The sequence below is a fragment of the Pseudomonas sp. N40(2020) genome, assembly GCF_014472415.1.
Classification (GTDB): Bacteria; Pseudomonadota; Gammaproteobacteria; order Pseudomonadales; family Pseudomonadaceae; genus Aquipseudomonas.
The window spans coordinates 1-20,652 of the sequence record NZ_JACSZV010000038.1; the positions used below are offsets into that span (position 1 = coordinate 1).

The window sequence follows — 20,652 nt, forward strand, 5'->3', positions numbered from 1 at the left end:
ATGGTGCAAGAGGCGGTCACGATCTACAACCAGGAGCGGCCGCACCTGTCTTTAAAATACAAAACGCCCGATGCGGTGCATCGAGCGTTAGGGTGAAATAGGTGTAAACCTATTTCAGGACTAGACACGCTGTTTTTCAGCCTGCTCCGGCTAGCGATCCGGGGTGTGGGGATCGAGTACTCGAGCGATGTCTCGCGCGCTATGCAGAACCCTCTCTATCTGAACATCTCTCTCAACAAGTGAGTAAAAAATCAGGTAGCGACCGTGGGCGATCATTTTCAGCCCCCTGGCACACTCCTCTCGGGAAATTCCTTGATTCGGTTGGCTGGTCAACTGATCACAGCGCACACGCAACTCACCAACGAAGGTCCGAGCACGTCCAAGGTTGTCACGAGCGATAAAGCGGGCGATCTGTTGCAGATCCTCTCGAGCCATTGCGGAAAATAACAACCGCGTCATAAGCGATTTTGCTCAGCTTCGATGTCATCTATAAGCGCATCAATCTCAGCAAAAACGGTGTCGGCTGCGACCGCCGGACGAGGATCGTTACGACTTGCAGCGATTGCCTCGCGCAATTCAGCCGCTCGCAAGCGATCCAGCAACTCCTGATAAGTCGCATGGGCCAAGAGATAGGCAGCTGGGCGATTATGGTTGAGAACGGCGATGGGCTCCGAACCGGCAAGCTCGATCACAGTACTGGGGCTGCGTTTCAATTCAGTAATGCTTACTGAACGACTAGCCAGCAGGTGCTCCATGACGCCTCCAAAAGTACGAAAAATAGTACCTTATAGTGCCCTTTTCAGCACGGAGGGTCAACGAACAGATAAATGGACAATGGCAGCTGAAAACTCAGGGGGAGGAAATGATTTTTTAAAGGGAATTCCTCAAATAGCTTCACTCCGTCGTCCAATCAAACTCGTCGTAATCCTCATCCTCGTCGTATTCCCCCTCAACCTCCTCTTCAAAGACGCCGTCTTCCTCAAGCACATCCTCTTCCTGCTGGCTCAGCAGAAATTCCTTACGCGCTTCAGTAATCGCGCGGCGCATCTCTTCGCCCTTTTGCGGGCAATTGAGGAGTTGGGCGATGCGGTCGATTTTTGGTGCCACGGTGTTCTCCAGCGATTCAGCTATGGCCCGATAGTGCGCGTTTTTGCGGGGCAATGCCAAATGGCTGGGCGAACAGGCGGTCAGTTCTGCTGGATTTTTTCCAGTCGGGCGTCGAGGTCGGCGTTGGGGTAGCGTTTGTGCAGGTTGTTGAACAGGGTGTCGGCCGCTTTTGATTGGCCGGATTCGCGCAGACGCAGGACTTCGCGCAGTTGTTCGTCGAGGCCGTTGGCCGGGGCGGCGGCGCGTTTGCTGGTTTTGGCTTCGTCGGCACTGAACGCTTCGCTTTGCATCGGCGCAGCCATTTCTTCCATCGGCGCGGGAGCGGACAATGCTTCGGGCGCTTGTTTGCGAGCCATCGGCGCAGCGGGTTTGGCAGCCGGGGCGAAGTCGAATTGGGGCTGCGGTTCGGGGGCGCGTTGTACCAGCGAGAGCATCAGGGCGACGCCGACGAGGCTGGCGAAGGCGACTTGCCAGCGCGGTTTGCGGCAGGCGTCGAGCCAGCGTTGCCACAGGCCTGGCTTCGGTGCCGGGGCTTCGCGGTGGGCAGCGTTGAGGATGAACGCGTCGAGGTGCGCGGGCGGTTCAGCGTTGTGCTGTTCGCGAACATGTTTGATCACAGGATCTTCGGGTGTCTGGCGGGCGTCAGTCATGTCAGTACCTCCTCGGCCAGCAGCCGACGCAGTTTTTGCTGGGCATAGCGCAAGCGGCTTTTGACGGTTTCCAGCGGTGTTTCGGTGAGGCTGGCGATTTGTGCCAGGTCGAGGTCGCCGTGGGCGCGAAGCAGGAACACTTCGCGCTGGTCGGCGGGCAGGGTTTGCAGTGCGTTTTCCAGGCGCTGGCTGTCGCGGCTGAGGCTCAGCAGTTGTTCGGGATCACTCGCCTCATCGCTGACCGCGTGCGCCTGTTCGTCATAGCTGTCGTGCAACGGTTGATGGGCGCCGTGCTTGCGCCAGTGGTCGATCAGGCGATTGCGGGCAATCTGGAACAACCAGGTACGAAAGGTCGCTCGTCCTTGTGGCTGACTGGTGCTGCGGATCAGGCTCAGCCAGGTTTCCTGAAAGACTTCGTCGACCAGTTCCGGTTTGCCGCTCAAACCGAGCAGAAATCGATAAAGGCCCTGACGATGACGGGCGTACAAGATCTCGAACGCCGCGCCGTCGCCCTCGCGATAACGCGCCAGCAGCGTTTCATCGCTGCTGGCGGCCGGGCTGTCTGGCGAAGCAAACAGCTGACTGATGAAGCCTTTCAGACGACTCACTATTCAATCCGTCGCTCAGTGGCCAGCGCATTCGATGCGGTTGAGGTGCGCAGGCTCTGCGCCAGTTCGACCAATTGCACAAACTCGCTACGCAGGCCGAAGCGGTCATCGCCCCGCGCGCCACGGGCCAGCGCTTCGGTGTCTTTCAAGCTGAAGTCGCCGGTGTAGCGAGCGTCCTTGAGTTGCTGGGAAAACGCAGCGACGGCGGCGGCAAAGCGCAAATCCTCGCTGGCCGGTGCGACTTGATTGGCAATCGGCCGCTCGATCAGCAGACTTTTCCCACCTTCGGGCTGTTGATATCGCACACGCAGCATCGCCAATTCCCCGTTCTTCTCGGCAATAGCCACACTCGATTTGCCGTAGCGCAGCGGTTCCAGCCAGCCCTTCTCGCCTGTCGGAACAATTTCATACAGCGCGGTCACCGTGTGTCCTGCACCGATTTCACCGGCATCGACTTTGTCATTGCTGAAGTCCTCACGCTTGAGCGCACGGTTTTCGTAGCCGAGCAGGCGGTATTCGCTGACCTGCGCCGGGTTGAATTCCACCTGCAGTTTGACGTTTTTCGCCACCACGGCAAGGGTCGAACCGAGTTGATCGACCAGCACTTTGCGCGCCTCGCGCAGGTTGTCGATGTAGGCGTAGTTGCCATCGCCTGCATCGGCCAGTTGTTCCATCAAGTGTTCATTGTAGTTATCCACACCAAAACCCAGGGTGGTCAGGGAAATACCGGTTTTACGTTTATCCACAGCCATTTGTTTAAGGCTGTCAAAGTTGCTGACGCCGACGTTGAAGTCGCCGTCGGTGGCCAGCAGGATACGGTTGATGCCTTTGGGAATGAACGATTGTTGCGCCATTTGATAGGCCAGTTCGATGCCCGAGGCGCCAGCGGTCGAGCCACCCGCCGTTAACTGCTCGATGGCGGTACGAATCTTGGCTTTTTCCCGTCCGGAAGTCGGCTCCAGCACAACGCGGGATTCACCGGCATACACCACCAGCGACACACGATCCTGCTCGCGCAATTGATCGACCAGCAGTTTCAGCGTGCTTTTGACCATCGGCAGACCTTCGCGGCGATCCATCGAGCCGGACACGTCCACCAGAAACACCAGATTGGCCGGGGCCAGTTCTGCCACGGCGCGGTCGGAGGCCTTGATACCGATGCGCAGCAATCGGGTGTGTGGATTCCACGGTGACGCGGCCAGTTCGGTGGTCACGCCAAACGGCGAGCCATCGCTGGGCAATGCGTAGTCGTAGGGAAAGTAATTGACCATTTCCTCAAGTCGCACCGCGCCTTCCGGCGGCAGGCGTCCCTGATTGAGCAGGCGACGGACGTTGGCGTAGGCGCCGGTGTCGACGTCGGCGCTGAAGGTCGAGACCGGGCTTTCGGCGACGCTGTGGATAGGGTTATCCGCCAGCTTCTGATACTGCTCACGCTGCTCGTCGCGATAGCCTTGTGGATAACTTTCCCGCGCGGGCATCGCAGCGAAACTGGCGATCGGTGCCGGGCGAACACTGCGCTTGGCCATCGCACTGTCGGCCAGCACAGCTTCATGCTGCACCATCGTTTCAGGCTGAGCCGGCGCGGCAACGGATTCCGGGTTGGACGAAACACCACAACCGGCGATGGCCAACAGCACGCCGACCGCAACAGGTCGCAGAAAAGGCAGGGAACGGGACATGGGGGCTGACCTCGGGATGAAATTGATCATTCATCCACTGAGACGGGCAGCCCTTTCAGTTCGGGTTAAACGCGACTGAAAAAATTTTCAGCGGTGATAACGCCGCACCGCACTGCTGTTGCGCAGCACATGGCCTTTGATTTTTTCCATCAGCTCGGCGCGGGTCAGACCGGCCGGCAGTGCGTCCGGGGCCAGGTCGAGGGCGTAGATCTGGATGATGTAGTGGTGCGCGCTGTCACCCACCGGTGGGCATGGCCCCATATAGTGAGTGTTGCCTTTGCTGTTGGTGCCGCCGACGCCTTCGAACGCGGATTTGGCACCGACGCCAGCGGCGATCTGGCGAGTGGTGGCTTTGATGCCGTAGTGAATCCAGTGATCGACGCCCAGGCCTTTCTGACCGTCCGGGTCGTGCATGACGATCGCGTAGCTTTGTGTACCGGCAGGGCCGGCGTTCCAGCTCAGCGCCGGCGACTGGTTCTTGCCGCCGCAACCGGCTGCATCGCTGGCCGCTGCCGAGGTGAACAGACGGTTATCGGACACACCAGGGATGCTGAGGGTGAAGCGCTCCTGGGCGGCCTGCGCCGGAAACTGCACGCAAAGGGCGACGGCAACGGCCGCCAGCCAAGGGTTGAGAGAGGTCAATCGGGTCATTCCGGGAGCACCTTGTGCAGTGGGGCCGTCGTCGGCCTGCAAACTATAGCTGTACCGTTCGTGCCGTGGCAGTGGCAAATGGCTGAACCTCGCACTGTTGCGCAAACTCGTAAGAGAAATGCCCGCGAGGAAGTCGAACATGTCCCTGCACCGTGTCGCCCGTTTCGCCGATGTCCCGCAAGACCGTGGCCTGGAAGTCAAAATCGGTGATTTGAAGATCGTTGTGCTGCGCGCCGCCGGCCAATTACGTGCGTTTCAGGGCGAATGCCCACATGCCGGCGCGCCATTGGCGGACGGCGCGTTGTGTCATGGTCGGCTGATCTGCCCATGGCACAAGGCTGCTTTCCGTATTGAAGACGGCGCCTTATGCGAACCGCCTGCCCTCGACAGCCTCAAGCGTTATCCGTTGGAGCTACGCGGCGAAGAGGTTTGGGTCGATGACCAGCCGATCGCCGATCCGCACACGCCACCGGCAGACGATTCACGCACGTTCGTGATTGTCGGCGCCGGTGCGGCGGGCACTGCATGCGCGGCGGCGCTGCGGGAAAAGGGATTTGGCGGGCGCATAAAAATGATCGACCGCGAAGCAGACGCCGGTTACGACCGCACCGTGCTGAGCAAATTTGTCCTCGCAGGCGAAATGTCGCCGGAAGAAACCCCGCCGCTGCGCGATGAAGATTTTTATAAAGAGCAGCGTATCGAGCGCATTCAAGGCGAAATCACTTCGCTCGACGCCCCAGCGAAAACCCTTCACCTGAACGATGGCCAAACCGTGAATTACAACGCCGCCGTGCTGGCCACCGGCGGCGAACCCAACCCCTTGGAGTTACCCGGCGCGGATCTGCCGCAGGTGTTCCTCCTGCGCTCAAAAGCCCAGGCCGAACAGATTATGCACGCTGCCCAAACCGATCAACGCGCGGTGATCATCGGCGACAGTTTCATCGCCCTCGAATGCGCCTCGGCGCTGCGCCAGCAGGGTCTCGATGTCACGGTACTCGCCCGCCACGCGATTCCTTTCGCCGCCCAGTTTGGCGAAGCCGTGGGCAAAGCCATCCGCGCGCTGCACGAAAAAAACGGGGTGAAGTTCATCACAGAGCATGAGGCCGTGGAGATCACCGGTCACGACAAAGTCGAGGCGGTTTTGCTCGACAACGGCTTGCGGATTGCAGCGGATCTGGTGCTGGCCGGCGTCGGCGTGCACCCGGCCACCGAGGCTTTCACGGTATTACCACGGGAGAAAGACCATTCACTGCGGGTCGACGGCGGCATGCGCGTATCGGAAGGTCTGTGGGCGATTGGCGATATCGCTACGTTCCCGCTCAACGGCCAGCCACAGCGCATCGAACATTGGCGCCTAGCCCAGCAACACGCGCGAATCGCCGCTGCCAACATGCTTGGCGGCGACGAGCACTATCTGGATGTGCCGTTTTTCTGGACGTGGCACTTCGGCAAGAACTACGACTACCTCGGCCACGCCGAGCATTGGGATGAAGTCGAGTTCATGGGCAAGCCCGAACAGCCGCCCTTCCTCGGGCTGTTCGGTCAAAACGGTGTTGTGGTGGCCGCTGTGGCTTGCGAAGAGGAGCGCGCCATGGCGCTGCTGGCCGAGCGAATGAAACAGCCGCTGCCGATCACAGAGGCCTGGCAGTTGATTCGCGAAGTCAGGTCATCCGGTTGACCGGCTCACGATTGTCGTCGTCTTCGGCATGCAAAAAGATCACTCGCGGGTGTTCAAGCGGTGCCAGCGGCGGCGGCAATTCGGCCTGCTGCACCGGCCAGAAATGCGTCACCACATGGCTGATGTCGCCTTCCTGATCGTTGTGAATGGTCATCACCCCCGGGGTGCGCAGCTTTTGCAAGCGGTCGTCGCACAGCTTGAAACTCTTGCTCAGCCCCTCATCGTCGACCACCGGCGCCGGCAGTCGGCGCTGGGCGAAGCTGCGGCTTTTGCGGTGCTGATAACGCGCCCAAGTAATGAGGATCACCGCGTTCACCACCGCCACCCACAGATAAATCTGCAAGGTGCCGAGCGCATCAAACGCCGAGCTATCAATGCGCGGCCCACCTTCGTGGGTTTCGACCAATGGCCACAGGCCTTGCACCAATAGATACAGCAGGCCAACCCAAGCGATAACGGTGAAGATCACATCGATCACGACCAGAAACGGCCGTTGGCGAGTCCGGATGATTTTCATTTGATGACCTCCTCTTCGTCGTCCCCGATCGGCTTGATGCCACGGTCAGGGCTGACCCAGCGCGCACGCTTCTGATGTTGGCCAAACAGCACCTTGGGAAAACTGACCAGCGTGGTCAGCAGGCTGACAAACCAGAACGCAATCGGATACCAGACCACCCAGAACATGGTCTTGCCCAACCCCGGCTCGTAGCGCCGGTCAATGATGATGCTGACGGCAAACTGCACTAGGCAGACAAACGCCAGCAACAACCCGGTAAACGCCGGCGGCATCAGGTGATCCACCGCAATGGCTTCGGGCATGACCACAAACTTGCCGACGCCCCAGAAGATCACCGACAACAGGAAAGTGAACGCCCAACCGGTGGACAGGCAGTATTCGAACAGCAACGGCCACAGGTAACGATGGCGGTACTGCCAGATGCCACGAATGTTCTTGAACAACACCTCGGCGCCGCCCTGAGCCCAACGCAAGCGCTGCTTCCACAGACCGCCGAGGGTTTCCGGCATCAGAATCCAGCACAGCGCGCGTGGCTCGTAGAAGATGCTCCAGTGATCGAGTTGCAGCTTCCAGCTGATGTCGATGTCTTCAGTGATCATGTCCGGGCTCCAGTAGCCGACCCGGTGCAGGGCCGTGCGACGGAACGCGACGATCACGCCCGACACCGTAAAGATCCGCCCGAACACTCGTTGTGTGCGTTTGATCAAACCGATGATCGACGAGAACTCCCCGACCTGCACCCGCCCGACCAGCGTGGAGCGTGTGCGAATCCGTGGATTGCCGGTCACTGCGCCCAACCGCGCGTTATCCAGCATCGGCGCGACCAGATAGGCTGCGGTGTTCGGCGCCAGCAGCGCGTCACCATCGATGCACACCAGATACTCACTGCGCGCCGCGATCGCACCCATGCGCAGGGCGACGGCCTTGCCCTGGTTTTCCGCCAGGTGCAGCACCCGCAGCCGTGGGTCTTCCTTGGCGATCCTGTCCAGCACTTCGGCGGTGTTGTCCTTGGAGCCGTCGTTGATCGCGATGACTTCGATGTTCGGGTAGTGCTGGGCCAGCGCCGCGTGAATCGTGTCGGCAGCGTTGTCGCCTTCGTTGTAGCAAGGGATCAGGATCGAGATCAGCGGTTCGCCCGCCAGCGGCGGCGGCAGGGTGTCGTCCTTCCACGGCCAGTGGCGTTCCCAGTGCAGCCAGAAATACAGGCCACCGGCAATCCACAACCCCGACATGAACAACGGGTAGAAGAACACGAAGTCCATCAGGAACTGGCCCGTCACGAGGAAAATCAGTCCCAGCGGCACGCCGAGGACGAGCGCCAGAACAAGCAGGGCTAACAGTCTATCCAGCATGTTATGGGTTCCATTTATTGGAGAGCGCAGGCCGGACGGTTTTCAGGTCCGGCAAGTTGTCGAGGAAGTTGTCCGGGTAGTAACCGAAACTGGTCGCACCCTGGCGCTTGAGACGGCCCATCCAGTCGGCCAGTTGTTTGCCATCGATGTCGGCCTGTTCTTTTTTGGTCCAGTCGCGCGCCTGCAATTCGAACACGGTGCGATTCAGCGCTCCGGGACGCTTTCTGACGGTTTCCACCAACGACTCCAGCCACGGGCCGGACTCTGCCTGGGTCTGTTTTTCCATCAGCGGCATCGCCATCGGCGCCGTCCAGTCGTAGGTCGCGAGGAAGTCGTCGAGGTTCTGTGCGTACCATTCTTCGCTGTGTGGATTGAGCATCGGCTCGGCGAAGATGTTGCGCGCGGTCAGCACCTGCGGGCCGCGAATGGCGCGAACCTTGGCCGTCAACTCGTTGGTGAAGTCGATCAGGTAGCGGCTCTTGAATCGGGTCCAGCGCTGCATCGCTGCCGGGTCATCGCGCAGTGCCGCGATCGAACCCGGCAAGCCGCTGGCCGCATAGGCTTTGAGCGCCGCCGGGCTGGCATCTTCGAAGTCCGAGAGCAACGCATCGTCGTGGTAGAGAATGCCGTTGACCGAGGTCAGGCGCGCCACGTCTTCGTAGATCTCACCGATGATCCGTCGCACTTCTGGATCGAACGGCGACAAGCGTTGGTACTGATCCGGATCCACCGACGTGGTGCCGGTCTTCGGGTCCCAACGGGTCACGCGCGGCAGTTTCGAGTCGAGACCAAAACTCAGCACCGGCATCCACGCGAAGACCTTCACGTTAGCGCGGGTACGTAGTTGCCAGGCGACGCGGTTAAAAATATCCGCACGCACCGGCAAGTGGCGGTTGGGGAAGTACAGCGAATGCACCAGGCCATCGCCCTTGGGATCGGCGAAGGCTTGCAGGAACACCGTGTTGGCGCCCAAGTCAGCGATGCGCTGCACCAGTTTGCCGAGGTTGATGTCCTGTTGCGCCGGGTCCGGGTCGTAGACATTGTCCAGATCGACATGCACCACGCGCATGACGAAATCCGACTGCACGTCGACGATACTGTTGGCGAAACGCGCGCCGTCAGGATCCGAGGCGACGAGAAAGCGCGGGCTGCTCATCAGGTTGTCGAGGGCGTCGAGACCGTCTTCGAGGGTCAGGGCCATTTCGTAGCCTTCCTCGCCCACCACGGTCAGCGAAGTACCATCCGCCGCGCCGTATGGCCAGACCCACACGCGCGGTTTCTTACCGGTGACTTTGCGAATTTTTTCCGAGATGTTGTTCACGTCGGTACGGATCCGCGCCTGGAAATCGGCCTCGGATTCATAGCGTTTGGTCACTGGGTCATAACGCCGGGTGGCCGCTGCAGGCTGCAGGTTGCCCTGCGGGTTGGCCAAAATACCTTTGTGGTTGGCGTCGGTGTGGGCAGCGATTTCCACCAGCCCGGAGCGTGAGATTTCGCGAATCTGATCCCAGGTCAGAAAGTCGGAACGCGGGCGCGGAGCACCGGCGAAATCCACTGGCTGGTTCAGCGGCGTGTCGATCCAGCTGCCGACCGGCGCCAGCAGCGCGTGCCAGTTGTAGGCGCGCAACACCGGCAGCACGCGGGTGTAGAAGCTTGAGTAACCGTCGTCAAAGCTGAGCAGGATCGCCTTCGCTGGCAGTTCCGGCCCGCCCTTGCGTGCGACCATGATCTGATCGACCGTCACCGGTTTGTAGCCGTTTTCCCGCAGCCACGCGAGTTGCTCGATCAGGCGCTCGGTACGCACCGCCACCACAGCCTGATCGGGGTCGCGATCTTCGACATCGTGATAGGCGATGCCCAACACATGATTTTTCGGCCACGGTTTTTCACTGGCCGCCACCGGGCGCTCCGATGGCGGGGCGAAGGCCGGGGCTTGCTGGGCGCAAGCGCTGGCCAGCAGCACCCCCAGCAAAAGGATGAATCGCGAAATCAAAGGCATCTTCAAACTCTTCTAGAAGCGGAAAGTGAGGTCGACGAGCAGACGCAGATCGGTCTCCCGATCACCGTCGTAGGGCCGGTTGATCACACTGAACAAACCGCCCACCTCGAACACGTCGTTCCAGGCATAACGTTGGCCGTAACCGAGCAACGCCATGCCGCCAGTGCCGTGATCACGCTGACTGTACGTCCCCGCGCCGGCCTGGAACTGCTGGCTCCAAGAGGTTTCGTAGCGGTGATAGAGCACGTGATTGACGTTGACCAGTGGCATGACGCTGAAGTCCGACTTCGGATTGAAGTACGGCACATCATCGGATTTGGAGTTGTGGCTGGTGCCGACTTCCAGTCCCGCATCGACCTGCACGTTCGGCGCGCTGTAGACGCCCTCGCGTCCGGTGAGCAAGGCTTCGACCCGGTTGTTGCCGTCGCTGAAGTGCGACGGGCTCACCGACAGCCGCCACTCGCGGCTTTCGTTGGCGCGCCAGCGAATGAAACCGCTGCCGCCATTGGCCTTGATGTCGCTGTTGAGCGCGCGCAACGGCGTCTCGGCCGACAGGTATTCGAGACTGCCGCCGTACTGCCAGTGGTCGTTGATATCGCGGGCGATCGCCAGACGTGCGCCCTGTTTGTCGCCGAAGCCGTAGGAATGGTTGGAGACTTCGGCTTCAAGCGTCATGTCGCGGGTGCGACGTTCCAGACCGACGCGCTGGAAACGGTGGTGGCCGGTGCCTTCGGCGAAGTCGCCAGTGACATAACCGGCGCCGGCGAACACGCGCCAGTCTTCATCGATGGGCGGACTGTACAGGGTGGTCTGAATACCGAAATCGCGACTCCCGCTGACCGCTCCGGCGTCGCCACTGCCACCGCCGTTGGCCTTGCCGCCGTAGGCTTCGACGCGCAGTTCGGACATGTCGTGGACTTCACGCTCGCGCGCCGCGCGCTGAACCTGACGGTTGTCCGGATATCGCGCCACCACGTCGTCGGTGAGTGCATCCATCTGCCGCCATTCCTGCAACGTCATGGCTGTGCGCGCTTGAGCGACTTCCAGGCCCATGTCGCGCGGCACCATGCTCTCGGTTTCCTTGAGCTGATTCTCGGCGCGGCGCGGCCAGTTGCGAGCCAGGTACAGATCGGCCTGTGCCAGACGCAGGCCGGTGTTGCCCGGCGCCTGTTCGACCAGCGTCTGTAAACGCTCCTCCCCGTGTGGCAGGTCGGAACCGTAGGTGCCGGCCTGTGCCGCGAGTTGTTGGGCGTCCATCCACTCATCGTTGGGATTGCCGATGGGGAGGCCTTTGAGTTCGGTGCGCGGGCGCTGGGACTTGGCTGCATCCTCGGCGACTTTGCGCGCTTCGTCGGCGCGGTCGCTTTCAAGCAGCGAGTAATACAGCGCTGTTGTGTCTTCCAGACGATCGCTGGCATCGGCGTCCGGAGCTGCCAGCACCTGACGGTAGAGGTCGGTGGCGAGTTCCGGCTGACGTTGATCGAGATAAGACGCCGCCACCCAACGCAGGGCGTAGGTCGGGATCTTCACGCCTTCGCCTTGCAGCTTCTGATATTCGCTGATGACATCGCCGGTGCGCGCGCGGGCCTTGAGTGCGCCCATGCGGTCGATGCGCCAGCGGATCACGTCATCGTGAGCGGTGGCGTCCGGGGTCCAGGTGGCGAGCAATTTGTCGTAATCGGCCAACGCGCGGTCGGCGATCACATAGCGTTCTTGTTCGCTGCGGGTAGCGAGTTCAGCGAGACGCACGCGCTCGGCAGCCAGATCGCCTTCGAGGCGGCGCAGGGTGACCGGATCGATCAGGCCCGGACGCTGATTGGCCAGACGCAGCGCCGGTTCCGGCAGACGCGCCTTTTGCAGCGCGACCACGTATTCGCGGGCGACTTCAGGTTTGCTGCCCGCGCGGATAAAGGCCTGATCGTATTCGAACAGGGCGTCGTACTGCTTGCCGGCACGGCTCAGCGCGTAGCCGAGCGCCAAACGACGGGAAGGGTCATCGGGTTTGGCCGCCACCAGCGCTTTGGCGCGGGTGACCGCTTCGTCGGGTTTGCCGGCGTCAGCCTGCGTCAGAGCCAGTCCCAGTTGCAGGTCTGCGTTATCCGGCTCCAGCGCCAGCGCCTTGTTGTAAACCTGAGTCGCCTGATCCCAACGTTTGAGGTTGCGATAGGCACGAGCGGTGGCGGTCAGCGCCTGAACCGGCAGCACACGGTCACGGCCCTGGGTTTCATAAACCTTGACCACTTCGGCGTCGAGTCCGGCCCAACTGGCGATTTGCAGGTGATCGCTGATCTGCCCGGTGGTCGCCTGACCCGGCGGCACCTGGCGCAGCACATTCAGCGCAGGCGTGGTTTGCCCGGCACGGGCATCCCGCACCATCTGATCGTAGGGTGTGTCGGCAAACGCCAAGGCCGGCCAGAGCAATTGGCTGCACAGCGCGACTCGAAACAAAGGGCGTAAACCACGATGTAATACAGGACCATCAATACGCGGCATTCGTCAGCATCCTTACATGGCTAGCCGGGTCGTAATGCCCTCCTTGCCCATTCGTAACGGGGCCGAGCCAGGAACGCTCAGCCAAGCTTAGTCAGGCAGTTTGCATGCAAGCGAGGACCGAAATTCAGAACACAATAATTGTTCAGAATCGGCCGGCGGCTCGGCCGCGACACCGAAAAGCCGAACGCCAGACAGCAAAACGCCCGGCGTCTGTGGGTACAGAGGCCGGGCGTTTCTATTAAGAGCGCAGTATTACTGCACTTGCGTGACGCCCGCGAACTTGCTCATCAGGAAGCCGACGAACTGCTCGACGGTCATCTTCTGGCCGTTGAATTCCACCTGATTGGCGGCGTAATGCAGCTTGGTCACGACGTTGGTGCCTTCCACGATCGCCAACTGCGAGCCGACGGCCATCCCGGAGAACATGTCAGCCGCGCCGGTAGCGCCATCGACGATGGCTTTGGCATCAGTCTGACCATCGAGTTGCGCCTGCACGCTGAGCAGATCAATCAGCATCGGCTTGGACACGGTGATATTGAGATCAAGCAACGCGATCAGCTGTTTGCCCAGTTGATCCGGCGGCAGATCCATCGATTGCGGCTTGGTCAGGTCGATCACCAGATTCGCGCGGCTCTCACCGTTGGCGGTTTTCAGCGACAGATTCTCCAGCGCCACTTGCGGGCCGGCGGCCAGCAGTTTCTGCAGGTCAGCCTTGACCTGCGCCGACTCGGCTTCGGTCAGGTTCAGCTCCGGTGCCGGCAGTCCGGCTGCCGTGGCTTCTGCGGCGGCTTTTTCGTATGGCTGCAGTTTGGTCTGGTAGATCTGCATCAGCGACATCGTCGACGGGATGTCGAGGTTTTTCAGGCTCATGGCCATGCTGGCCGAGCCGATTTTCTTGTCGTTGAGCGTTACTTCACCCACCGTGTAGTCAGCACGGCCGGACGCATTGCTGCCGTTTTCTTCGGTGAGGTTCTTCATTTCGAAGTTCTTCACGCCGAGCACCGATTGCTTGGTGCCGAAGGTGGTTTTGCTGTTGGACAGCTCCAGGGTGTTGTTGCCGGTGTAGTAGCCGTAGCTGCTCTTGGTGAGGTTGCTCGCCAGGGTCAGACCGTTGAGTTCGATCTGCACCGGCGCCTGATCTTCAGCCACAGTCACCAGTTTCAGGCTGTCCATGTAGCCGTCAGCCTTGACCTTCTGTGCCTGGGCGCTGGCGGAGATGTTCAGGGTCAGGCCGGAAAACTTCAGGCTCGACTGCTCATCCAGCGCGGTTTCCAGTGGCAGCAGGTCGACGGTGCTGGTGGTGGACTCGTCGTAGCCGATGTTGGTTACGCCTTTGAGCGGGGCAGCGCCCTTGGTGGCGGCGAACCATTTTTCGGTGGCCGGATTCTTTTCCAGCTGGTAGTTGCTGGTGGCCATGACCGGCAGCCATTTCAGCGACACCAGACGCGAGAACGGCAGCGGGCCGTGCTCGATGTGGTCGACGAACAGCAGCTCGACCGGCGCATCGCCAAACATCTCGCCTTCACCCTTGAGGCGATAGTGCGCGGTGCTGGTGAAGGTGTGGCGCTCCAGCGACACCAGTTCCAGCGACGCGGTGCCGTTGGAACCGGCCATGGCGGTTTGCAGTTCTTTGTTGGCGTTAGAGACGGCGTTGTTCAATACGCCTTCGATCTTGGTCCCGGTGTACCAGGCCCCGCCTGCGCTGATCGCGCCGATGGCAACAACAATTCCGAGTAGCACGCCTGCTGATTTATTCATGAATGACCTGATCGATTTCCGTGGCTGAAAGTGTGGTCGTCTTCCCTGAACCCGTGACCGGGTTGCGGCTCGACTCCGCTGAATTTAGCGGTGGAGATTAGCACTGGGCGCGGGAGACGGCTCAATGTTTAAAGGTGAAAGAGTGTCTATGGGGAGTGTGGACAGTCGACAGACTGGAAGAGTTTCAGTGTTTTTGAGGGTGCTATCGCGAGCAGGCTCACTCCTACAGGGGAAACGCATTCCAAATGTAGGAGTGAGCCTGCTCGCGATGAGGCCAGTCGATTCAGCGGAAATCAGGAGTACTGAACCTCGATCTCATCGAGTTGATGATCAAAGCTCTTCAGCCGCGCCGTCCAGGTATACACCAGCACCTCGAAATCCCGATCGATCACCGCCCCGCCCGGCCCATCGGCGCGTGGGTCGCAGAAATCCAGTTGATAGCGTTCGCGGGCCATGGCCGTGGCGACGTCGGACAATTCCCGGGCATTGTTCAGCCAGTGCCAACCTTCGCTGTCGATCTGCTTGTCGAGCTCCAGACACTGCTTCTTCAGCGCTTCGAGGCTTTTTTCCAGCGGCGTGCCAGTGAGTTCGCCCATGACTTCGGCGAAAGTCCGGCCGGGCTGCCAGTAGCTGCCCCAGAAATATCGGTCGAACACGGTTTCGACCTTGCGCAGGGCAACTTTGGTGTCCCAGATCAGCACCAGGGTCTTGCCCTGTTCAAGTTGTCGCTTCTTCACCCGCTGAACCTGGAGCGATGCCCAAGCCACCACCACGATTGCCATGACCGCAATCAGCGCGACGGCGCTGTCGAGGAAAACCATGGCCTTGTCGATCTGGTGGGCCAGCATGATGCCGTAAAAATAGGTGGCCGAGAGCAGCACCAACGCTACGAGGGCGCACCAGAAGCCGAGAGCGTAAGGGTTTTTCATTATTGGTTTCCCCTAGACCAGCGCTAGCAATGTGCGCTGAAGGGGCGCTTTGCACGGGGCGCCCCTTCAACACTTCAAAGCATAGCTATGGCCTCAGGGTTTGCTCGGGCTTGAAGCTTGCGTTCGTCCGCTTTCCCAGCCGCCGCCCAAAGCGAGGAACAAATCGATCTGGCTCATGGCGACTTGCGTGTTGGCGGCGGCCAGCTGCGCCGTGACATCGGTGTAGGTGCGGGTTGCTTGCAGGTCGGCGAGGAACGACTCGCGCCCGGCCTGGAAGAAGCGGTGCGTCTGGTCTGCGGCGAGTTTCGCCGACTGCTCGGCGTCGGCCAGGGCATCGCGGCGTTGCAGTAACGCGCTGTACTGGGCCAGACCGGTCTGTGTTTCGCGAATGGCGTTGAGCACCACGCCGTCGAAATGCGCCAGTGCGCCTTGGGTCGACGCTTCAGCTTCGCGGATTCGCGCGCGGGCGCCGTTGGTCGGGACTTTCCAGCTCAGCGAGGGGCCGAAACCCCAGCGGTTGGTCGATGGATCACCCAAGTCGTCAATAAGACCGACGGTGCCGATGGTCGCGCCGATGCTGATGTCTGGATACAACTCGCCGGTGGCGACGCCGATGCCCGCAGTCGAAGCGGCCAGTCGACGTTCGGCCTGGCGAATATCCGGGCGACGCTTGAGCAACGCGGCGCCGTCACCGACCGGCACCAGTTGGGCGATTTTCGGCAACTCGGCGCAGGTCGCCGTGCCGGCAGGCAACTGATCGACCGGTTTGGCCAGCAGCATCGACAGGCGAAACAGCCCGGCCTGACGCGCCGCTTCATAGCGCGGCAGCTCGGCGCGCAGGGATTTGAATTGGGTTTGCGAGCGAGTGACCTGGGTTTCATCACCACGCCCGGCGTCACGCAAGCGCTGAGTCAGCGTGGTGCTTTGCGATTGCAGGTCGAGGGAGTGTTGGGCAATTTCCCGTTCTTCATTAGCCGCGCAAACCTGGGTGTAGGCGCGAACTACGTCGGCCACCAAGGTGATGCGTGCAGTGTCAGCCGCCGCTTGAGTCGCATCGGCGTTAGCCTTAGCGCCTTCGATACCGCGTTGCAGAGTGCCCCACAGATCGAACTGATAAGAAGCGCTGATGCCAATATCGCCGACGTTGTCGACCGGGACTTTTTCCGGCAGCAAAAACGCCTGACCGGATTCCTGCAAACGCTGGGCGCCCATCTTCACGCCGGCGCTCCAGCCACCGGCCGCCTCGGCCTCATCGACTTGCGCGCGAGCCCGCGCAAGGTTCGCTGCCGCCACGCGCAGATCAGTGTTGGAGGCCATGGCCTGCTGCACCAGTTGATCCAGTCGCGGATCCTTGTACAACCGCCACCAGTCCGCCGGAACCGGCGCCGACACCACCGGTTTGCCCGAAACGGCCAGTTCGCCCTGAAAGTCCTTGCGCTGAATCGCCGCGTCATCGGGCACCTGATAGTCCGGCCCGACCATCTGACAGGCCGAGAGCATCACACCCAACCCGGCGATCATCAGGGCCCTGTTCATTGCGCGGGCTCCTGCTTTTGATCGTCGATGATCGAGACGGTGGCGGTACGCCCGGCAATCATGCGGAAGTCCGCCGGCACATCATCAAAGGCAATGCGCACCGGAATCCGCTGCGCCAGCCGCACCCAACTGAACGCCGGGTTGACGTTGGGCAACAGGTTACTGCCGCTGGTGCGGTCGCGGTCCTCGATGCCGGCGACGATGCTTTCGACATGCCCGCGCAGCTTGGCGCGATCGCCGACCACGCGGATATCCACCGACTGGCCGACATGAATGCCGTCGAGTTTGGTTTCTTCAAAATAGCCGTCGATGTGGAAGGAATTGCTGTCGACCACCGACAACACCGGGCGCCCGGCGGTGACGAACTCCTGCGTACGCGGCGCGCGGTCGTTGACGTAACCGTCCACCGGGCTGCGGATCACCGAGCGATCAAGGTTGAGTTGGGCGCTGTCCACCGTGACCATGGCTTCGGCCAATGCCGATTGCGCGCGGGCCACGCGGGACTGGCTTTCTTCCAGTTGCTCGGCCGGCACCAGATTGCCGAGGCCACGGTTACGCTTGGCTTCACGTTGCGCCTGCGCCAGGGTTTCTTCGCGATCGGCAACGGCGGCTTTGGCCTGACGCAGGGCCAGTTTGAAACGGTCCTGGTCGATGCTGAACAGCACCTGGCCGCGCTTGATCAACTGGTTGTCCTTCACCTCGACCTGCTGGATCAGCCCGGACACGTCCGGCGCGATCTGGATGATGTCGGCACGGATATGGCCGTCACGGGTCCAGGGGGCGAACATGTAATACATCACCATGCGCCAGACGAGGACAACGGCAAAAGTCACGATCAGCAGGGTGAGTACCACGCGACCGATAGTCAAAAACGGTTTTTTCATGTCATCAGGTATCGACTGAGTGAGTCCACGCCGTACAGCAGCACGGCGTAGAGCGCCACGTTGAACAATGCCCGGTGCCAGACCAGACGGTAAAAGTGCAGCCGCGTGAGCACGCTGTGCACCAGCAGAAACAGCACATAAGTGATGCCCATCAACACCAGCAGGGTCGGCAGGAAAATGCCGCTGATGTCCAGATCACCGATCATAGGGGCGCTCCATCGGGCAGCGGTTCTTCGGGCTCGGCGCTGGAAACGAATTCGACGCCGGGCAGCAACGCCAGACGCAAACCGCTCAAGGCGTGCAACAGATGTAGTCGGGTTTCTTCGTCACCATGGCCATTGAGCGCGCGGCGGGTGCGGTCCATGGTCATCAGCAAGGCGCTCGGCGCCGGCAGGCGTTCGCCAGCCTTGAGGCAGGCGCGGAAATACTCGCCGACTTCGGCGACCACTTGCTGCAACAGCGTCTTCGGCACGCCGTTCACGCGTGGGGTATAGGCGAGCAAATCAAGCAGGTTCAGGCCCACGCGCACTTCGCGCATGGCGATGCCGGTGTCCTGGCCGGTCAGGGCCAGACGCGGAAGATGCTGCATCAGGCGATCGAGCAGTTGCACGCCCAATTGCCGGTGTTCGGCTAGATTCGCCGGTTCGGTCATGTCGACGATGTCTTTCCAACTGAACCGGGTCAGGCGCTTGGCCGCCAGCTCGGCGCCGAACGGACGCGCCACCAGCGTCCAGATAAACGCGAACAACAGACCCATCGGCCCCGCCAGGTTGGAGTTCACGAAGGCGAAGAAGTCCGCGTCATACGCGCCCTGAATACTGATGAACGACGAGGTGTTGACCAGCGTCAGGAGCATGCCAAGGTAGAAACGCGGCTGCACCGTCAGGGTGCCGACGCAGATGAACGGGATGGCAAACGCCAGAACCAGCATCGGGAAGTCATGCAGGTTCGGCAGAATCAGAAACAGATAGAGACTGGCGAACAGCACCGACATGCCCGTCCAGAAAAAGAACCGGTAAATCTGCGGCGCCGGGTCGTCCATCGAGGCGAAGAAGCTGCACGCGACCGCCGCCAGAATCACCGCACTGCCGCCGTCCGGCCAGCCGAGCAGAATCCACAGCACCGAGGCGACGATGATCGCCAGAATGGTCGAGGCCACCGAGTACATCATCAACCCACGGTCGAGAAACGGCGTCAGCCGACCAAGACGCCAGTGGCGATACACCGCGCGCCAGCTGTCCTGCCGCTCGCAGAGAATCGCGTCCTGCAAACTGCGGCAGTCCTGCCACAGATCGATGAATTCGCCGAGGCGGTACAAAGCGTTGGAGAACAACAATTGCTTGCGATCTTCCAGCGCTTGCGCGCTCGGTTGCAGGGCTTCGAGTTGGTCTTTCAGCGCTTGCCAGCGGTCGAGATCGGCATCCTGATGGCTGAGCCATTCACGGGTCGCGGCCAGCAGCGGCGCGAATTTTGCCACCAGTTCCGGCGTGCGCCGTTCGAGGGCGTAGAGCGAATCTTCCAGCGCATCGATCACTGGCAGCAGATGAATCATCCGTCCGCGCAACTCCTTGGTGTTACGCACGGTTTGCGGCCGAGAGCCTTCGTGGGGCAATTGGCCGATCATCAATTCGAGGCTGTTGAAACTGGCGACCATGGCCATGCGCAGGGCGGTGACTTCTTCGGGCTGCACGTCACGGCTGAGAAACTTCAGGCTGTAAGTCGAAGCATCGGTGAACCACTTGCTCACGGCATCGTTGAACACCGGCGCCAGGCGACGCGGCCAGAACATCGCACCGACCACGGCGGCGACGGCGATGCCGAGGAAAATCTCTTCGGTGCGCGCTTCTGCGACGTCCCACACCGCCAGCGGGTTATCCACCACCGGTAAGGCGATCAGCGGCAAGGTATATCCTGCGAGCATCAACGCGTAACTGTTGGCCGTGCGCAGATGCAGGGACAGGAACAGCAGAATCCCCGTCCACAACGCGATCACCACCACCAGCACATAAGGGCTCTGCACAAACATCGGCACGAAAAAAACCGCCGCTGCGGCACCGAGAAAAGTGCCGACGGCGCGGTACAACGCCTTGGAACTGGTCGGCCCGAGAAACGGGCTGGAGACGATGTACACCGTGGCCATCGCCCAATACGGACGTGGCATTTGCATAAGCATGGCGATGTACAACGCGATCATCGACGCTGCAAAAGTACGAACCCCGTAGAACCAGTCCCGGGCCGGCGGAATGCCAGTGAAAAAATCGTTCAAGAATTAACCACCAACGGCGGATTGGCCGCCTCAAAAGCTCTGAGTACCCGAAGCGTAGCCTCCAGATCGCTCTGATCGATCCCTTCGAGCACTTCGTGACGCAAGCGCACCAGTTCGATTTCCACCGCCTGCACCAGTTCACGGCCGGTATCGGTCAGGCTCAGACATTTGGCGCGCCGATCCTGCGCATCTTCAGTGCGGCAGACATACCCGGCATGGCACAACTGATCGAGCAAACGCACCAGCGACGGACTCTCCATCCCGGCCGCCTGCGCCACCTGCACCTGACGCACGCCCTCACCCAACCGGCCGATCATCAACAACGGCACGGCGCAGGCTTCGGAGATTCCGTAATTGACCAGCGTGGTCTGGCAGATCTTCCGCCAATGCCTGGCGGCCACCACCATGGCACTGCTGATGTTCATCTGGAGAGCGTCGAGGGTATCGGGCACGAGAAAATGCACACTGTTAGTTTGCTAACTATCAATATCGCATCGGAGGGGAAATTCAGTCAAGTTTTGAAACAAATTGATTGTCGGCCGAAG

20 protein-coding genes are annotated in these 20,652 nt (G+C 60.9%); 2 read left to right on the forward strand and 18 right to left on the reverse strand.

Annotation, left to right across the window (positions count from 1 at the left end; all coding sequences use genetic code 11):
* A partial coding sequence (locus IAI51_RS21505; RefSeq protein WP_187680288.1) for an integrase core domain-containing protein occupies positions 1-96 on the forward strand: 96 nt, incomplete at its 5' end.
* A gap of 54 nt (positions 97-150) precedes the next feature.
* Here IAI51_RS21505 and IAI51_RS21510 read toward each other — a convergent pair.
* From IAI51_RS21510 to IAI51_RS21540, 7 genes are all read right to left on the reverse strand, one after another.
* The gene (locus IAI51_RS21510; protein WP_187680289.1) at positions 151-459 is read right to left on the reverse strand and encodes a type II toxin-antitoxin system RelE/ParE family toxin; all 309 of its coding nucleotides are present in this window, start codon (positions 457-459) and stop codon (positions 151-153) included.
* Positions 456-755, reverse strand: coding sequence for a type II toxin-antitoxin system Phd/YefM family antitoxin (locus IAI51_RS21515; RefSeq protein WP_187680290.1), 300 nt, complete (start codon positions 753-755; stop codon positions 456-458). The genes IAI51_RS21510 and IAI51_RS21515 overlap by 4 nt, the downstream gene beginning before the upstream one ends.
* Positions 756-894: 139 nt before the next feature.
* Positions 895-1,167, reverse strand: a complete 273-nt coding sequence (locus IAI51_RS21520; protein ID WP_187680291.1) for a hypothetical protein — start codon at positions 1,165-1,167, stop codon at positions 895-897.
* A 20-nt stretch (positions 1,168-1,187) separates the two neighbouring features.
* Positions 1,188-1,757, reverse strand: a complete 570-nt coding sequence (locus IAI51_RS21525; protein WP_187680292.1) for a hypothetical protein — start codon at positions 1,755-1,757, stop codon at positions 1,188-1,190.
* Complete coding sequence (locus IAI51_RS21530; protein WP_222944241.1) at positions 1,754-2,335, reverse strand: RNA polymerase sigma factor; 582 nt, start codon at positions 2,333-2,335, stop codon at positions 1,754-1,756. Before IAI51_RS21530 ends, IAI51_RS21525 begins: the two co-directional genes overlap by 4 nt.
* A gap of 29 nt (positions 2,336-2,364) precedes the next feature.
* On the reverse strand, positions 2,365-4,044 hold the full coding sequence (locus IAI51_RS21535) for a vWA domain-containing protein (protein ID WP_187680294.1): 1,680 nt from the start codon (positions 4,042-4,044) through the stop codon (positions 2,365-2,367).
* A gap of 87 nt (positions 4,045-4,131) precedes the next feature.
* Positions 4,132-4,695 (reverse strand): YbhB/YbcL family Raf kinase inhibitor-like protein, encoded by a 564-nt coding sequence (locus IAI51_RS21540; protein WP_187680295.1) that lies wholly within the window; start codon positions 4,693-4,695, stop codon positions 4,132-4,134.
* 139 nt (positions 4,696-4,834) lie between these two features.
* On the opposite strand from IAI51_RS21540, the gene IAI51_RS21545 reads away from it, so the two are divergent.
* The gene (locus IAI51_RS21545) at positions 4,835-6,373 is read left to right on the forward strand and encodes an FAD-dependent oxidoreductase (RefSeq protein ID WP_187680296.1); all 1,539 of its coding nucleotides are present in this window, start codon (positions 4,835-4,837) and stop codon (positions 6,371-6,373) included.
* Here IAI51_RS21545 and pgaD read toward each other — a convergent pair.
* The 11 genes from pgaD to IAI51_RS21600 all read right to left on the reverse strand — a co-directional run bounded on the left by pgaD (position 6,357) and on the right by IAI51_RS21600 (position 20,532).
* Complete coding sequence (gene pgaD / locus IAI51_RS21550) at positions 6,357-6,890, reverse strand: poly-beta-1,6-N-acetyl-D-glucosamine biosynthesis protein PgaD (protein WP_187680297.1); 534 nt, start codon at positions 6,888-6,890, stop codon at positions 6,357-6,359. The genes IAI51_RS21545 and pgaD overlap by 17 nt on opposite strands.
* Positions 6,887-8,242: a poly-beta-1,6-N-acetyl-D-glucosamine synthase gene (pgaC, locus tag IAI51_RS21555; RefSeq protein WP_187680298.1), complete on the reverse strand. Its 1,356-nt coding sequence runs from the start codon at positions 8,240-8,242 to the stop codon at positions 6,887-6,889. Before pgaC ends, pgaD begins: the two co-directional genes overlap by 4 nt.
* A 1-nt stretch (position 8,243) precedes the next feature.
* The gene (pgaB, locus tag IAI51_RS21560; RefSeq protein ID WP_187680299.1) at positions 8,244-10,241 is read right to left on the reverse strand and encodes a poly-beta-1,6-N-acetyl-D-glucosamine N-deacetylase PgaB; all 1,998 of its coding nucleotides are present in this window, start codon (positions 10,239-10,241) and stop codon (positions 8,244-8,246) included.
* Positions 10,242-10,253: 12 nt separating this feature from the next.
* Positions 10,254-12,734 carry a poly-beta-1,6 N-acetyl-D-glucosamine export porin PgaA gene (gene pgaA, locus IAI51_RS21565; protein WP_187680300.1) on the reverse strand — a complete coding sequence of 827 codons (2,481 nt, stop codon included), beginning with the start codon at positions 12,732-12,734 and terminating at the stop codon, positions 10,254-10,256.
* Positions 12,735-12,986: 252 nt separating this feature from the next.
* On the reverse strand, positions 12,987-14,492 hold the full coding sequence (locus IAI51_RS21570; protein WP_187680301.1) for a YdgA family protein: 1,506 nt from the start codon (positions 14,490-14,492) through the stop codon (positions 12,987-12,989).
* 293 nt (positions 14,493-14,785) lie between these two features.
* Positions 14,786-15,421: an NADH:ubiquinone oxidoreductase subunit N gene (locus IAI51_RS21575; RefSeq protein ID WP_187680302.1), complete on the reverse strand. Its 636-nt coding sequence runs from the start codon at positions 15,419-15,421 to the stop codon at positions 14,786-14,788.
* Between the two features lie 93 nt (positions 15,422-15,514).
* The gene (locus IAI51_RS21580) at positions 15,515-16,957 is read right to left on the reverse strand and encodes an efflux transporter outer membrane subunit (RefSeq protein ID WP_187680303.1); all 1,443 of its coding nucleotides are present in this window, start codon (positions 16,955-16,957) and stop codon (positions 15,515-15,517) included.
* Positions 16,954-17,841 carry an HlyD family secretion protein gene (locus IAI51_RS21585; RefSeq protein WP_187680304.1) on the reverse strand — a complete coding sequence of 296 codons (888 nt, stop codon included), beginning with the start codon at positions 17,839-17,841 and terminating at the stop codon, positions 16,954-16,956. Before IAI51_RS21585 ends, IAI51_RS21580 begins: the two co-directional genes overlap by 4 nt.
* Positions 17,838-18,047: a DUF1656 domain-containing protein gene (locus IAI51_RS21590; protein WP_187680305.1), complete on the reverse strand. Its 210-nt coding sequence runs from the start codon at positions 18,045-18,047 to the stop codon at positions 17,838-17,840. The genes IAI51_RS21585 and IAI51_RS21590 overlap by 4 nt, the downstream gene beginning before the upstream one ends.
* Positions 18,044-20,107 (reverse strand): FUSC family protein, encoded by a 2,064-nt coding sequence (locus IAI51_RS21595; RefSeq protein WP_187680306.1) that lies wholly within the window; start codon positions 20,105-20,107, stop codon positions 18,044-18,046. Before IAI51_RS21595 ends, IAI51_RS21590 begins: the two co-directional genes overlap by 4 nt.
* Entirely contained in the window at positions 20,104-20,532 is a 429-nt protein-coding gene (locus tag IAI51_RS21600) for a MarR family winged helix-turn-helix transcriptional regulator (RefSeq protein ID WP_187680307.1), read from the reverse strand. Before IAI51_RS21600 ends, IAI51_RS21595 begins: the two co-directional genes overlap by 4 nt.
* Positions 20,533-20,652: the final 120 nt, after the last annotated feature.